Source organism: Kitasatospora sp. NPDC057198, from assembly GCF_042670125.1.
Classification (GTDB): Bacteria; Actinomycetota; Actinomycetes; order Streptomycetales; family Streptomycetaceae; genus Kitasatospora.
The window spans coordinates 1-13,036 of sequence record NZ_JBHUWH010000206.1; the positions used below are offsets into that span (position 1 = coordinate 1).

General features: G+C 75.3%; 13 protein-coding genes. 5 read left to right on the forward strand and 8 right to left on the reverse strand.

What is annotated here, in order from left to right; translation table 11 throughout:
- Positions 1 to 452 (forward strand): tyrosine-protein phosphatase (locus tag ACFUEL_RS22380; RefSeq protein ID WP_380238306.1); only part of this gene is annotated, 452 nt, incomplete at its 5' end.
- 37 nt (positions 453 to 489) lie between these two features.
- Here the strand turns inward: ACFUEL_RS22380 and ACFUEL_RS22385 are convergent.
- Entirely contained in the window at positions 490 to 1,164 is a 675-nt protein-coding gene (locus ACFUEL_RS22385) for a VOC family protein (protein ID WP_380238308.1), read from the reverse strand.
- A 100-nt stretch (positions 1,165 to 1,264) separates the two neighbouring features.
- Complete coding sequence (locus tag ACFUEL_RS22390; RefSeq protein WP_380238310.1) at positions 1,265 to 2,245, reverse strand: PHP domain-containing protein; 981 nt, start codon at positions 2,243 to 2,245, stop codon at positions 1,265 to 1,267.
- Between the two features lie 144 nt (positions 2,246 to 2,389).
- Here ACFUEL_RS22390 and ACFUEL_RS22395 point away from each other — a divergent pair, with 144 nt between their 5' ends.
- A complete protein-coding gene (locus tag ACFUEL_RS22395) occupies positions 2,390 to 3,337 on the forward strand; it encodes a diiron oxygenase (protein ID WP_380238312.1) in 948 nt (315 codons plus the stop codon).
- Positions 3,338 to 3,407: 70 nt separating this feature from the next.
- Entirely contained in the window at positions 3,408 to 4,907 is a 1,500-nt protein-coding gene (locus ACFUEL_RS22400; RefSeq protein WP_380238329.1) for an MFS transporter, read from the forward strand.
- Between the two features lie 103 nt (positions 4,908 to 5,010).
- On the opposite strand, the gene ACFUEL_RS22405 is transcribed toward ACFUEL_RS22400, so the two are convergent.
- The gene (locus ACFUEL_RS22405) at positions 5,011 to 6,774 is read right to left on the reverse strand and encodes a TerD family protein (protein ID WP_380238314.1); all 1,764 of its coding nucleotides are present in this window, start codon (positions 6,772 to 6,774) and stop codon (positions 5,011 to 5,013) included.
- Between the two features lie 124 nt (positions 6,775 to 6,898).
- Entirely contained in the window at positions 6,899 to 8,329 is a 1,431-nt protein-coding gene (gene purB, locus ACFUEL_RS22410) for an adenylosuccinate lyase (RefSeq protein WP_380238316.1), read from the reverse strand.
- 94 nt (positions 8,330 to 8,423) lie between these two features.
- On the opposite strand from purB, the gene ACFUEL_RS22415 reads away from it, so the two are divergent.
- Positions 8,424 to 8,780, forward strand: coding sequence for a DUF6204 family protein (locus ACFUEL_RS22415; protein ID WP_380238317.1), 357 nt, complete (start codon positions 8,424 to 8,426; stop codon positions 8,778 to 8,780).
- 15 nt (positions 8,781 to 8,795) lie between these two features.
- On the opposite strand, the gene ACFUEL_RS22420 is transcribed toward ACFUEL_RS22415, so the two are convergent.
- The 4 genes from ACFUEL_RS22420 to ACFUEL_RS22435 all read right to left on the reverse strand — a co-directional run bounded on the left by ACFUEL_RS22420 (position 8,796) and on the right by ACFUEL_RS22435 (position 11,482).
- The gene (locus ACFUEL_RS22420) at positions 8,796 to 9,713 is read right to left on the reverse strand and encodes a DUF2797 domain-containing protein (RefSeq protein ID WP_380238319.1); all 918 of its coding nucleotides are present in this window, start codon (positions 9,711 to 9,713) and stop codon (positions 8,796 to 8,798) included.
- Positions 9,714 to 9,748: 35 nt separating this feature from the next.
- Positions 9,749 to 10,222: a MarR family winged helix-turn-helix transcriptional regulator gene (locus ACFUEL_RS22425; protein WP_380238321.1), complete on the reverse strand. Its 474-nt coding sequence runs from the start codon at positions 10,220 to 10,222 to the stop codon at positions 9,749 to 9,751.
- 106 nt (positions 10,223 to 10,328) lie between these two features.
- Positions 10,329 to 10,727, reverse strand: a complete 399-nt coding sequence (locus ACFUEL_RS22430) for a DUF3037 domain-containing protein (protein ID WP_380238323.1) — start codon at positions 10,725 to 10,727, stop codon at positions 10,329 to 10,331.
- On the reverse strand, positions 10,727 to 11,482 hold the full coding sequence (locus ACFUEL_RS22435) for a HipA family kinase (protein ID WP_380238325.1): 756 nt from the start codon (positions 11,480 to 11,482) through the stop codon (positions 10,727 to 10,729). The genes ACFUEL_RS22430 and ACFUEL_RS22435 overlap by 1 nt, the downstream gene beginning before the upstream one ends.
- A gap of 153 nt (positions 11,483 to 11,635) precedes the next feature.
- On the opposite strand from ACFUEL_RS22435, the gene ACFUEL_RS22440 reads away from it, so the two are divergent.
- Positions 11,636 to 12,994 carry an NAD(P)/FAD-dependent oxidoreductase gene (locus tag ACFUEL_RS22440; RefSeq protein ID WP_380238327.1) on the forward strand — a complete coding sequence of 453 codons (1,359 nt, stop codon included), beginning with the start codon at positions 11,636 to 11,638 and terminating at the stop codon, positions 12,992 to 12,994.
- Positions 12,995 to 13,036: the final 42 nt, after the last annotated feature.

A 13,036-nucleotide genomic window follows, 5' to 3' on the forward strand; every position in this document is an offset into this window, starting at 1 on the left:
GGGCCGCGAGCGCCCTGCGCGAGGACTACCGGGCGTTCGTCGCCTCGGCCTCCGCCCGGCAGGCGTACAAGCAGCTGCTCACCGCGCTCGCCCACCGGGGCGGCGGCCCGGTGCTCTTCCACTGCACCGCGGGCAAGGACCGCACCGGCTGGGGCGCCGCCCTGCTCCTGCTGCTGCTCGGCGCGGACGAGGAGACCGTCCGCACCGAGTACCTGTCCGTGGACCCGGCGGTCCGCACGCACTACGCCCCGCTAGTGGAACGTTTCGTCGCGGCGGGCGGCGACCCGGAGATCGCGGACGCCCTGTTCTCCGTCCGCGCCGAGTACCTGGACGCCGCGCTCGACGTCCTCGCCGGGCACTGGGGCGACGCCGAGAGCTACGCCCGCGCCGGGCTCGGCCTCAAGGACGACACCCTGGAGAGCCTGGGCGAGCGCCTGGTCGAGCCCGCCTGAGACCGCACGGGGCCGCCCCGGGCCGTCCGAGGCCCCGTCAGCCCGCCGCCCCCGCGGCGCCGACGCACGCCTCGTTGCCCTCCGGGTCGGCCAGCACCCAGTGGTTCGGGGCGTGCTCGTCCGTCACCAGGCGGCCGCCCGCGGCGATCGCGGCGGCGATCCGGGCCTCGGCGAGGTCGTGCGGCACCCAGACGTCCACGTGCACCCGGTTGCGCTGCGGGCGGGGCCCGTCCATCTGCTGGAAGTAGAACGGCGCGCCGCGGCGGGCCGGGTCGAGCAGGTCCTCCGGGCTGCCGGAGCGGTCCCGGTAGCCGAGCAGCGCCCGCCAGAACGCGACCACGGCAGGCACGTCCAGCGCGTCGACGGTGACCTGGACGGTCTGCACGCCGGCCGGATCGGCCACCGCCCCGTGCTCCCGGGCGACGCCGGAGACCAGCCGGGCCAGCTCCACGTGCCGCTCGGTCAGCCCGTAGTACTCCTCCCCCGCCTCGATCAGCCGGACGGTCACGCCCTCCGGCCGCAGGTCCACGTCCGCCTCCCCGACGCCCGCCAGCGCCTCCCCGATCGCCCCGACCAGCCGCGCACCCGCCCCGAACGACCCCGTCCGGAAGAACGCGCACGCCCCCTCCCCCAGCACCCGCCAGTCCTGCGTCCCACTCGCCGCGTGGAACGCCGACGGCCTGATCCTCACCACTTCGTGCACGTCAGTCATCGGCGCAGCATAGCGACCCGCACTGACAACACGTCACCGCCCCGGGAGGTCACCGCGCCCCGCCCCCCGACCTCACCCTCCAGCCCGCCGCAGGCGCCCCTCAGCGCGCCCCCGCCCACGCCAACAGGTGCTCCACCGACCACGCCGTGATCACCCGCTCCGCCTCCAACCCCACCCCCACCGCCCGCTCGCAGCCGTCGATCTGCCGGTCGAGCTGGCCCGGCGCGTGGGCGTCGGTGTCGATGGCGAACAGGCAGCCGAGGTCGGCGGCGAGGGCGAGGAGGTCGTCGGGCGGGTCCTGGCGGTCGGGGCGGCAGTTGATCTCGACGGCGGTGTCGTGTTCGCGGCAGGCGGTGAAGACGGCCGCGGCGTCGAACGCGGCGGGCGGGCGGGGCTCCGCGCCGAGTCCGCGGCCGGTGCAGTGGCCGAGGACGTCGACCAGCGGGTTGCGGGCGGCGGCGAGCAGGCGGTGCGTCATCGCGTCGGGGTCCGCCGGCGGGTCGGTGTGGACGGAGGCGACGACCACGTCCAGCCGGCCGAGCAGGTCCTCGTCCTGGTCGAGCGTGCCGTCCGGGAGGATCTCGCACTCGGTGCCGGTGAGCAGCCGGAACGGGGCCAGCCGGGGGTTCAGTTCCTCGATCAGGTCGAGTTGTTCGCGCAGGCGGTCGGGGCCGAGGCCGCGGTCGGTGAGGACGGCCCAGTGGTGGCCGAGGGCGCGGGCGGTGCGGGCCATCCGTTCGATCGGGGCGGTGCCGTCGGACCAGTCGGAGTGCAGGTGGCAGTCACCCTGGAGCTTCTCGCGCAGCCGGAGCGCGGCGGTGGAGGGGGCGGGTCCGGCGGCGGCGCGGGCCTCGGTCTCCAGGAGGTACTGGGGGGTGCGGCCGACCGAGACGTCGGCGATCACCCGGGCGGCGACCGGGTCGACGCCGGGGAGGCGCTCGGCCTGGGCGGCGTCGATCGGTTCGGGGGGCAGCGCGGCGGCGGCGAGGGCGGCGGTGCGGAACGCCTCGGCCCGGTGCGGGGAGGCGAGTTCGCGTTCCAGCAGGAAGGCGATGCGTTCCAGGGCGGTGACCGGGTCCATGCGGCCAGTCTGCGCGGGGCCGGGCGGGGTCGCACGCGGACGGGGCCGTCGCCGCTGATCTGCCCGGACCCCTTGTTGACAGTCTGTCTCATTGGTTTACTCGTCCTGGAGCCCCCGCCGCACCCCACCCTCCGGAGCCCGCCCGTGTCCGACACCGCCACCCCGCCGCAGCGCCCCGCCGCGGCGCCGCAGTCCCCCGCCCGGCAGCGCAACGCCGACCGCGAGCTCAACGCCGCGCGCCTGCTGCGCGCCTCCGCCAAGCACTCGTACGACCCGCTCACCGAGATCGACTGGTCCGCCCCCGTCGACCCGGACCACTACGCGCTGCCCGCGCACCGCGTCGCGCTGTACGGCACCCCGCTGTGGGAGCGGCTGGACGAGCGGGCGCGGGCCCGGCTGAGCGTGCACCAGTTCGCGTCCACCACGGCCGCCGGGATCTGGTTCGAGCTGGTGCTGATGGAGGGCCTGATCCGGCACGTCTACGCGGGCGACCTGACCACCGGGCACGCCCAGTACGCGCTGACCGAGGTCGCCGACGAGTGCCGGCACTCGACCATGTTCGCCCGCTACATCACCGCCACCGGCTACCCCTCGGCCCGGCCGACCCGGCGCGCGGACCGGCTGGGCAAGCTGCACTTCCTGCTCAACGACACCACCATGACCTTCGCCGGGGCGATCTTCGTCGAGGAGTTCACCGACGCGATGCAGCGCGAGATGATCCGCGACGAGTCGCTGCAGCCGCTGGCCCGCGCGGTGGCCCGGATCCACGTGGTCGAGGAGGCCCGGCACATCGGCTACGCCAAGCCGGAGCTGGAGCGCCGCTGGGCGGCGATGCCGGCCGCCCGGCAGGCGGTGTTCCGGCGGGCGCTGGCGCTGCTGGCCCGGCAGGCGGTGGCCGAGATCGTGCACCCGCGGGTGTACGCGCTGGCCGGGCTGGACCCGGTCGCGGCCCGCCGGGCCGCCGAGGCCAACCCGCACTGGCGGCAGGCCCGGACCGACTGGGCCCGCAAGGCGCTGGAGTTCTTCGCCGACCTGGGCGTCCTCACCCCGGCCACCGCCCGCTCCTGGCGGCGCGCCGCGCTGCTGCCCTGACCCGCCGCCCGCTCCCGGCGCCGCGCCGCCTGCGCGCCGCGCCCCCGCCGCCGCCGCGCTGCCCGAGACTCTGAGCGTGGACGACAACGTGATCCGCCTCGGCACGGGCCGCGGCCGGTGGGTGGTGGCGGCGACGGCGCTGGGCTCCGGCATGGCGATGCTGGACGGCACGGTGGTGAACGTGGCGCTGCCGCGGATCGGCGCGGACCTGGGCGCGGGGCTGGCGGCGCTGCAGTGGACGGTCAACGCGTACATGCTGACGCTGGCCGCGCTGATCCTGCTGGGCGGCTCGCTCGGCGACCGGTACGGGCGGCGGCGGGTGTTCCTGCTCGGGGTGTGCTGGTTCGCGCTCGCCTCGGCCGGGTGCGCGGCCGCGCCGAACGTCGAACTGCTGGTGCTGGCACGGGCGTTGCAGGGGGTGGGCGGGGCGCTGCTGACGCCCGGTTCGCTGGCGATGCTGCAGGCGGTGTTCGCCGAGGAGGACCGGGCGGGCGCGGTGGGCGCCTGGTCGGGGCTGGGCGGGGTCGCGGCGGCGGTCGGCCCGTTCCTGGGCGGCTGGCTGGTGGACGGGCCGGGCTGGCGGTGGATCTTCCTGCTGAACCTGCCGCTGGCCGCGGTGGTGGTCGCGGTGACGGCCCGGCACGTCCCGGAGAGCCGGGACCCGGACGCCTCGGGCCGCTTCGACGTGCCGGGCGCGCTGCTGGCGGCGCTGGCGCTGGCCGGGATCACCTACGCGCTGACCGAGGCCGGCGCGGGGCCGACCCCGGGCGCGCTGGCGGCCGGGGCGGCGGGCCTGGCACTGGCCGGGGCGTTCGTGCTGGTCGAGCACCGCTCGGCGAACCCGATGCTGCCGCTGTCGCTGTTCCGCTCCCGGCTGTTCACCTCGGTCAACCTGGTCACGCTGTGCGTGTACGGGGCGTTCAGCGGGGTGTTCCTGCTGCTGACGGTGCAGTTGCAGATCGTGGCCGGGTTCACCCCGCTGCTGTCGGGGGTGGCGCTGGTGCCGATCACCGTGCTGATGCTGCTGTTCTCCGGCCGGGCCGGGAAGCTGGGCCGGGCGGTGGGGCCGCGGCTGCCGCTGACGGTGGGGCCGCTGGTGGTGGCCGCGGGCGTGCTGCTGATGCTGCGGATCGGGCCGGACGCGGACTACTGGCGGGACGTGCTGCCCGCCGTGACCGTGCAGGGCGCCGGGATGACGCTGCTGGTCGCCCCGCTGACCGCGACGGTGCTGGCCGCGGTGGACGTCCGCCGGGCGGGCATCGCCTCGGGCGTCAACAACGCGGCCGCCCGCGCGGCGGGCCTGTTCGCGGTCGCCGCGATCCCCCCGCTGGCCGGCCTGAGCGGCGACGCCTACCGCGTCCCGGCCGAGGTGGACGCCGCCTTCCGCACCTCGATGCTGATCTGCGCCGCCCTGCTCGCCGCCGGCGCCGCCCTGGCCTTCGCCACCGTCCGCTCCGACGCCCTGGCCCCGCCCCACCCGGTCGCCGAACCGGACTGCGACTGGTACTGCGCCCCGACCACGCCCCCGATCCACCCGGACCAGGGCGGCGCGGGGCGCGAGCGGCCCTAGGGTCGTCGTGCGGTGGGCGAGGTCGGGTGCGCACTCGTCGACGCCCCGCACGCACGGGGTTCGACGGGCCCGGCGCGGGGCCCGGAGCCTCCTGCCCGTCGTGTCAGTCCGCGTCGATGCCGTACGTCCGGACCAGTGCGGTCAGCCCTCCGGTCCAGGGGCGGGCGAGCGTCCGCACCTCCCACCGGTGCGAGCCGGGCGCCGTTCCGCGGACGAGTTCGGCCACCGTCTCGGCACCGGCCCGCGGGTCGGGGGTGACCGCGATGCGCCAGGCCCCGACGTCCGGGGCCCGCAGCGTGAGCAGCGGCTCGTGCAGGTCGGCGAGCGGCACTCCGCCGTGCGCGTCGGTGCCCACCGCGATCAGGATCCGCCGGACGCGGTCGGGCAGCGCACGCAGGTCGACGCCGGCGCGTTCGGCCCGCCGGTCGCCTTCCCGTAGTTCTCCGTGCACCCGGACCGCACCGTCACCGCCGACCGGCTGCCGGTGGAAGACCAGGTCGAAGTCGCCGCTCACCCGGCGGTCGGCGTCCAGGAGCAGCAGGGCGAGGTCCGCGTCGGCGCCGCCCGCGAGGAACTGCAGCCGTAGCCAGTCCGTGACGGCGGTCGGCGGGTCCGGGGCGGTGTCGAGCAGCCGCACGGCGAACGGCCGGATGCGGTAGGGGCTTTCGAGGTGCCGGTCGACGGCCGGAACGGGTTCGGCGAGTGTCGCGTCGAGGGTCGCCGGCGGGAGCGGATCCGGGGCGCCGTCCGTCTCCCCGTCCTCCTGGAGCAGGTCGAGCAGGTGCCGCAGACCGGGGATCCGGTCGGTCGGCAGCGGGCGCAAGGTGGTGAAGGGGTTCCCGGAGGGCGTGGTCGTCACCGAGCAGGCGACGTCCTGACCGAGGTCGAGGAAGCGCAGCGCGTCTTCGGGAGTGCACCAGGGACCGGCGGCGATCGCCGATCGGGTCCAGCGGCCGAAGGCGACGAAACCGAGCCGCCGGGTGCCGGGGAGGCGGCTGAGGACGGCGAGGTCGATCGCGGTGACGCCGGGCGCGACGGCGAAGCCCTCCTTGAGGGTGGCGACGGCGGCGGAGTTCAGCGTGTGCAGCCACCAGCGGATCAGGTCCCGTTTCGGAAGGGCCTTCAGCGTGGGGCGCCCTGCCGGGGTGCGGCCGGGCAGCCGGGTCGGCATGGTGTCGAGGTCCTGCTGGCGCATCACGACGGAGAGCACCGGTCCGTCCAGGCCCACTGCGCAGCCCGCCGCGGGGTTGTCGGCGAAGGCCGCGTTGACGGCGGCGCACACCGTCTGCTCGTCGTTGCCCTCGAGGGCGGCCCACCAGTGGGCGGCCTCGGCGGCGAGTTGTTCGTGGACGGCGGCGAGCCGGGCCGTCTCGGCGGCCAGGTGGGCGGGTGCGTCGCGTTCGGCGGCGCGGGTTCCCTCGGCCCGCCGGGCCCGGGCCATCCGGGGGACGTCCCGCAGGTGGTGGGCGCGCAGGACGTCCAGCGCCCAGTCGGGGCCGAGCAGCGGCGGCTCGGGGACGCGGGGCGGTTCGGCGGGCGGGAAGTGCTCCAGGTGAGCGGTGGTGGTGCGCCGGTGGAGTTCGGCCAGTTCGGCGATCGCGGCGAGGCGCTCGTCCTCCCGCCGGGCCCGCTCGGCCTGCTGCTGGGCACGGGCCGGCCGGGCGGGTGACGGAGAACGGGTGCGGCGGCGGGAGGAGCCCCCGCCCAGCCGCGCGGATGCCTGGAAGGGGCCGAGACCTGAGGAGAGCCGGGCTCCGCCGCTACCGACGCTGACCCTGGCGATCCGCGGTCCGGCCGAAGCCCGGATCCCGCGGGTGGAGACCCGTAGACCGATGCCGGGGACGCCGATCCGGAACCCGAATCCCATCGCGCACCTCCCTCACCCATGATGGCGGACGGGCCGCCGAGCGGCCCGGGGAGGCGCGAGTCCCGGCAGTCCCTCGCAGTGCGACGGTCCTACCGGGACTCGGTCCGGCCTGGCGGCTGGTCTGTCAGAGGATGTCGCCGGGCGCGTACTTGGCGGCCTCCGGGTGGGCGGCGGCCACCGCCTCGATGCGGCGGACGAGTTCGCCGACCTGGGCGGCGGCGGCGCCGGTGAAGGAGAGGCGGTCGGCCAGCAGCGCGTCGAGGGCGGCGTGGTCGAGCGGGATGCGCGGGTCGGCGGCCAGGCCCGGGACGAGGGTGTTCTCGCGGGCGCCCTCGCGCATGGCGAGCGCGGCGTTGACCGCGTGCTCCTTGATGACCTCGTGGGCGGTCTCGCGGCCGACGCCGGCCCGGACCGCGCCCATCAGGACCTTGGTGGTGGCCAGGAACGGCAGGTAGCGGTCCAGTTCGGCCTCGATGACGGCGGGGAAGGCGCCGAACTCGTCGAGGACGGTCAGGAAGGTCTCCAGCAGGCCGTCGAAGGCGAAGAACGCGTCCGGCAGCGCGACGCGGCGCACGACCGAGCAGGAGACGTCGCCCTCGTTCCACTGGTCGCCGCCGAGCTCGGCGGTCATCGAGGCGTAGCCGCGCAGGATGACGGCCAGGCCGTTGACGCGCTCGCAGGAGCGGGTGTTCATCTTGTGCGGCATGGCCGAGGAGCCGACCTGGCCGGCCTTGAAGCCCTCGGTGACCAGCTCGTGGCCGGCCATCAGGCGGATGGTCTTGGCGAGGCTGGAGGGGCCGGCGGCGAGCTGGACGAGCGCGGAGACCACGTCGTAGTCGAGCGAGCGCGGGTAGACCTGGCCGACTGAGGTGAAGACGTTCTCGAAGCCAAGGTGGCCGGCCACCCGGCGCTCCAGCTCGGCGAGCTTGTCGGCGTCGCCGCCGAGCAGGTCGAGCATGTCCTGGGCGGTGCCGACGGGGCCCTTGATGCCGCGCAGCGGGTAGCGGGCGATCAGCTCCTCGAGGCGGACGTACGCGACCAGGACCTCGTCGGCGGCGGTGGCGAAGCGCTTGCCGAGGGTGGTGGCCTGGGCGGCGACGTTGTGCGAGCGGCCGGCCATGACCTGCTCGGCGTACTGGGCGGCGAGCCGGCCGAGGCGGACCAGGACGGCCACCGTGCGGTCGCGGACGTGCTCCAGCGACTGGCGGATCTGCAGCTGCTCGACGTTCTCGGTGAGGTCGCGCGAGGTCATGCCCTTGTGGATCTGCTCGTGCCCGGCGAGCTCGGAGAACTCCTCGATCCGGGCCTTCACGTCGTGCCGGGTGACCTTCTCGCGCTCGGCGATGGACGCCAGGTCGACCTGGTCCACCACCCGCTCGTAGTCGGCGATCGCGGTGGCCGGCACCTCGATGCCGAGGTCCTGCTGCGCCTTGAGGACGGCCAGCCACAGGTGGCGCTCCAGGACCACCTTGTGCTCGGGGGACCACAGCTGGGCCAGGGTCGCCGAGGCGTACCGGGAGGCCAGGACATTGGGGATCTTGGGCTTCGCGCTCACGTTTCGCAAGCCTAACAGTCCAGGTCGGGCGAGGACTAAGCGCGTCCGGAAACCGGGATGAGCCCGGCGGGTGCTTGCGGTTAGGGTCCGGGGCATGACCAAGCGCACTTTCCGGATCACGGTCCGCGGCTCCTTCGACGCCCTGACCGACGAGCAGCGGGCCGAGTTGCAGGCCGAGGCCGCCGAGCACGACGTGCTGCGGGCGGAGTTCACCGAGGAGGGGCACCTGGTGTACGACCTGTCGGCGCGGCCGTTCTTCACCTTCCGCTTCCTGGAGCACGGGGAGGCGGAGGAGGACGTGGTGGCGGCGTCGGTGCGGGCCGAGACGGCGGCGGAGCTGTGGCTGACGGACCGCGGGTACGGCTACAAGAACCTGAGGTCGCAGGCGCAGGACATGGCGCTGGCGGCGCTGGGGGCGCGGCAGAAGCAGGAGGCCCGCAAGAGGGGCTGAGCCGGGCCGGCCGGTTCAGAACAGGGTGTCCTGTTCGGCGGCGGGGCGGGTCCTGGGGAGCAGGGCCAGGCCGTCGCAGCCGGGGGCGCCGGGGGCGGGGTGCAGCGTCCAGCCGGTGAGCAGGCGGGTGTCGAGGAGCAGCGGGGGGCCGTCGGGGCGGTCGAGGAAGAGGTGTCCGCCGATCGGGCTGCGCAGCCGGCCGGTCAGGCGGGCGCCGTCGGTGAGGGCCTTGACCTGCTGGTAGTGGTCGGGGGCGCCGCCGGTGAGGCCGAACAGCTCGACCTGGTCGGTGACCGGGTGGTCGGTGGGCAGGTCGAGCTGGTCGTGGCCCTGTTCGGTGAGCAGGCGGTGGGCGCGGGTGCGGGCGGCGGTGATCGCGTCGTGCCGTTCGGCGGGGGCGGGCAGGCTCCACCAGGCCGGGTACTTGGCGGCGGCGGGGATCCGTTCGCGGGCCAGCCGGGCGCGGGCGAGGGCGAGTTCGGCGCGGCGGACGGCGGGCAGCGGACCGTGGGCGACGAACGTCCAGGTGAGGGCGGCCTGTTCGAGCAGGCGGGCGGTGCCGCGTTCGGCGGCGGTGAGGCCGACCTTGAGCAGGCCGGGGGCGAACCAGGCGAGGTAGAGCCGGTACCGGCGGCCGTCGTCGAGGATGCGGTCCCGGGCGAGTTGCAGGCCGCGGTCGGCGTTCTGGCAGGGCGGGCACTGGCTGAGGGTGCCCTCGGCGGGGACGGCGGCGCGGTGCGGGCAGGGGCGGTGGCCGCGCTCGGTGTACGCGCCGGTGCAGCGGCGCGGGCCGGTGATCCGCCAGGCGACGGGGGTGCCGGCGGCGAGCGGCCGGTCGTGCCGCTCGCGGCCGTCGGTGGCGGTGAGGCGGGGCGCGCCGTCCTGCCAGTGCAGCCCCGTGGCGGTCCATCCGTTGCCCTGGTCCTGGTGCATCCGGTGAGCGTACGGCACACCACCGACAGTCACGGCTACGGTGCCGGTGCCGGGGTGCAGGGGCGTTGCAGCAGCGGGAGGACCTGGTCGCAGAGGCCGGCGAGGGCGGCGCGCTGCTCGGGGTCGAGGCTGTCGAAGGCGGCGCGGGCGCGGGTCATGTCGTCGCGGATCAGGTCGAGTACCTCGCGGCCCTGCCCGGTGATGGTGACGATCTTGACCCGGCGGTCAGCGGCGGCGGCTTCGCGGCGGGCGTAGCCGAGGGCTTCGAGGCGGTCGACGATGCCGGTGACGTTGGAGGCGTCGCAGCCGAGCCGGCCGGCCAGGGCGCGCATCGGGACGGGTTCGAGGACGGCCTTGAGCGCCTTGGCCTGCGAGGAGTTGAGGCCGTGGCGGGCCGCGGCGGCGGAGAAGTCCTGGAAGTAGGCGGTGCCGACGGCGGCGATCCGCTCCATCAGTTCGGTGGCGGAGGGTGCGGTGGCGGCGGTGCCGCGGCCTGTGCTGCTGCCCATGGCGGTCAGGGTACGCCCATTCGTTTCAGTGACTCCAGTATTGAGTCTGGCAAGTAGTTTGCGGATCCGGTGGACGCTCCGTGCACGGCCGCCCCGGCGGGGCCGCTCAGAGCACCAGCCGGTCGAACAGGTGGTGCAGTTCCGCCTCCGGGTCGGCGGTCAGCCCGGTGTGCACCGGTCCGGGCTGGACGACGGCGCTGCGCGGCGCGGTGAGCCAGCGGAAGCGCTGCCCGGCGCTGTCCCGGGCGGCCGGGCCGGCGGCCTCGCCGCCCGCGCAGACCGCCTCGACGCCGCGCAGCGCGCGCCGCACGCCCGCGACGTCGGCCAGCGCGTCCAGGGCCAGCAGCCGGCCCTGGTCGAGGTGGGTGCGGGCGCCCAGGTACTCGGCGGTGCGGCAGTACAGCAGGACGCCGACGTTGACGCACTCGCCGCGCTCGACCCGGGGGACGGCCCGGATCAGCGCGTACTCGTAGTCGTGGCGGGGCGGTTCGTGGACGGGCTCCATCAGGACGCCACCTCCGGGAGCCAGTCGCGGGGCCCGGCGAGACGGGCGGTGAGCTGTGCGGCGTACGCGGCGCGGACGTCGTCGGGGGTCCCGAAGCCGGGCTCGTCGGCCAGCCAGACGTCCGGGACGGCGGCGATCGCGGCGGGCAGCGCCTTCCCGGCGAGGTCGGCGAGGTCGGCGTCGACCTCCGGCAGGTGGGCGGCGGCGTGCCGCAGCGCGTGGTCGGAGGCGTCGTAGGGCTTGCGGCGCCACTTCTCGGCGCCCGGCCAGCTGTGGTGGAAGATCAGGCTGGCGCCGTGGTCGATCAGCCGCAGGCCGCCGGCCGCGACCAGCAGGTTGGGGTTGCGCCAGGAGCGGTCGACGTTGCCGATCAGGGCGTCGAACCAGAGCACCCGGGCGGCGGTGTCGTCCTCCACCTCGAAGCAGAGCGGGTCGAAGTTCAGCGCCCCGGAGACGTACGCCATGCCGAGGTTGGTGCCGCCGCTGGCCCGCATCTGGTCCTGGATCTGCGTCTCGGGCTCGCTGCGGGCGAGCACCGGGTCCAGGTCGACCAGGGCGAGTTCGGGCACCGGCAGGCCGAGCCGGCGGCCGAGTTCGCCGGCCAGCACCTCGGCCACCAGCGCCTTGCGGCCCTGGGCCGCGCCGACCCACTTCAGGACGTACAGGCGGCGGTCGTCGGCCTCGACCAGGCCGGGCATCGAACCGCCTTCGCGCAGCGGCGTCGCGTAGCGGACGGCCGTCACCTCGGGGAGCATCCGGACAGCGTAGCGGCCCGGACGGAGGCATGGTCCCGCCCCCTGCGGGCAGGCGCCCGGCAGCCGTTGGAGATGCACCCGCCGTTACCCCGTGCGAGTGTGGCCAACAGTCGTCCTTGCCACTCACGGACCTGCACACAGTAGGGGATGAAGATGGAACGACCTCGGATCCTGATCGTCGGCGGCGGTTTCGCCGGTTTGGAGTGCGCGCGCCGCCTGGAGCGCAAGCTCGCCCCCTCCGAGGCGGAGATCTCCCTGGTCACGCCGTTCTCGTACCAGCTGTACCTGCCGCTGCTGCCGCACGTCGCGGCCGGGGTGCTGACCCCGCAGTCGGTGGCGATCTCGCTGCGGCGCTCGCTGCGGCGCACCCACATCGTGCCGGGCGGGGCGATCGGCATCGATCCGCGGTCGAAGGTCGCCGTGGTCCGCAAGATCACCGACGAGGTGGTGGCGGAGAAGTACGACTACCTGGTGCTCGCGCCGGGCAGCGTCACCCGGACCTTCGACATCCCCGGCCTGCCGGACTACGCGCGCGGCATGAAGACGCTCGCCGAGGCCACCTACATCCGCGACCACGTGATCGCCCAGCTCGACCTGGCGTCCGCGTCGATGGACGAGAACGAGCGGGCCTCCCGGCTGCAGTTCGTGGTGGTCGGCGGCGGGTACGCGGGCACCGAGACGGCGGCCTGCCTGCAGCGGCTGACCACGGCGGCGGTCAAGCGGTACCCGCGGCTGGACCCGCACCTGGTCAAGTGGCACCTGATCGACATCGCGCCGAGGCTGATGCCGGAGCTGGGCGACAAGCTCGGCACCACCGCGATGGAGATCCTGCGCGGGCGCGGCGTGGACGTCTCGCTGGGCGTGTCGGTGGCCGAGGTCGGCCCGGAGACCGTCAAGTTCACCGACGGGCGCAGCCTGCCGTGCCGCACGCTGATCTGGACGGCCGGCGTGGCCGCCTCCCCGCTGGTCGGCACGCTGGACGCGGAGACGGTGCGCGGGCGCCTGGCGGTGACGGCGGAGATGCGGGTGCCGCAGTTCGAGGGCGTGTTCGCGCTCGGCGACGCGGCGGCGGTGCCGGACCTGGCCAAGGGCGACGGGGCGGTGTGCCCGCCGACCGCGCAGCACTCGGCCCGGCAGGGCAAGAAGGTCGCCGACAACCTGGTGGCGGCGCTGCGCAACCAGCCGCTGCAGCCGTACTTCCACCGGGACCTGGGGCTGGTGGTCGACCTCGGCGGCAAGGACGCGGTCTCCAAGCCGCTGGGCGTGGAGCTGCACGGGGCGCCCGCCCAGGCGGTGGCCCGCGGCTACCACGTGATGGCGATGCGCACCAACGCCGCGAAGTACCGCACGGCGGCGAACTGGCTGCTGAACGCCACCGCGGGCGACGACTTCGTCCGCACCGGCTTCCTGGCCCGGCAGCCGGCCCGGCTGCGCGACTTCGAGTACACCGACGCGTACCTGTCCCGCGACCAGGTCCGCGAGCACGCGCAGGCGCTGCTGGCCAAGGGCTGAGCGGCGCGCGCGGCGGGGCCCCCGACCGGATCGCCTTCCGGT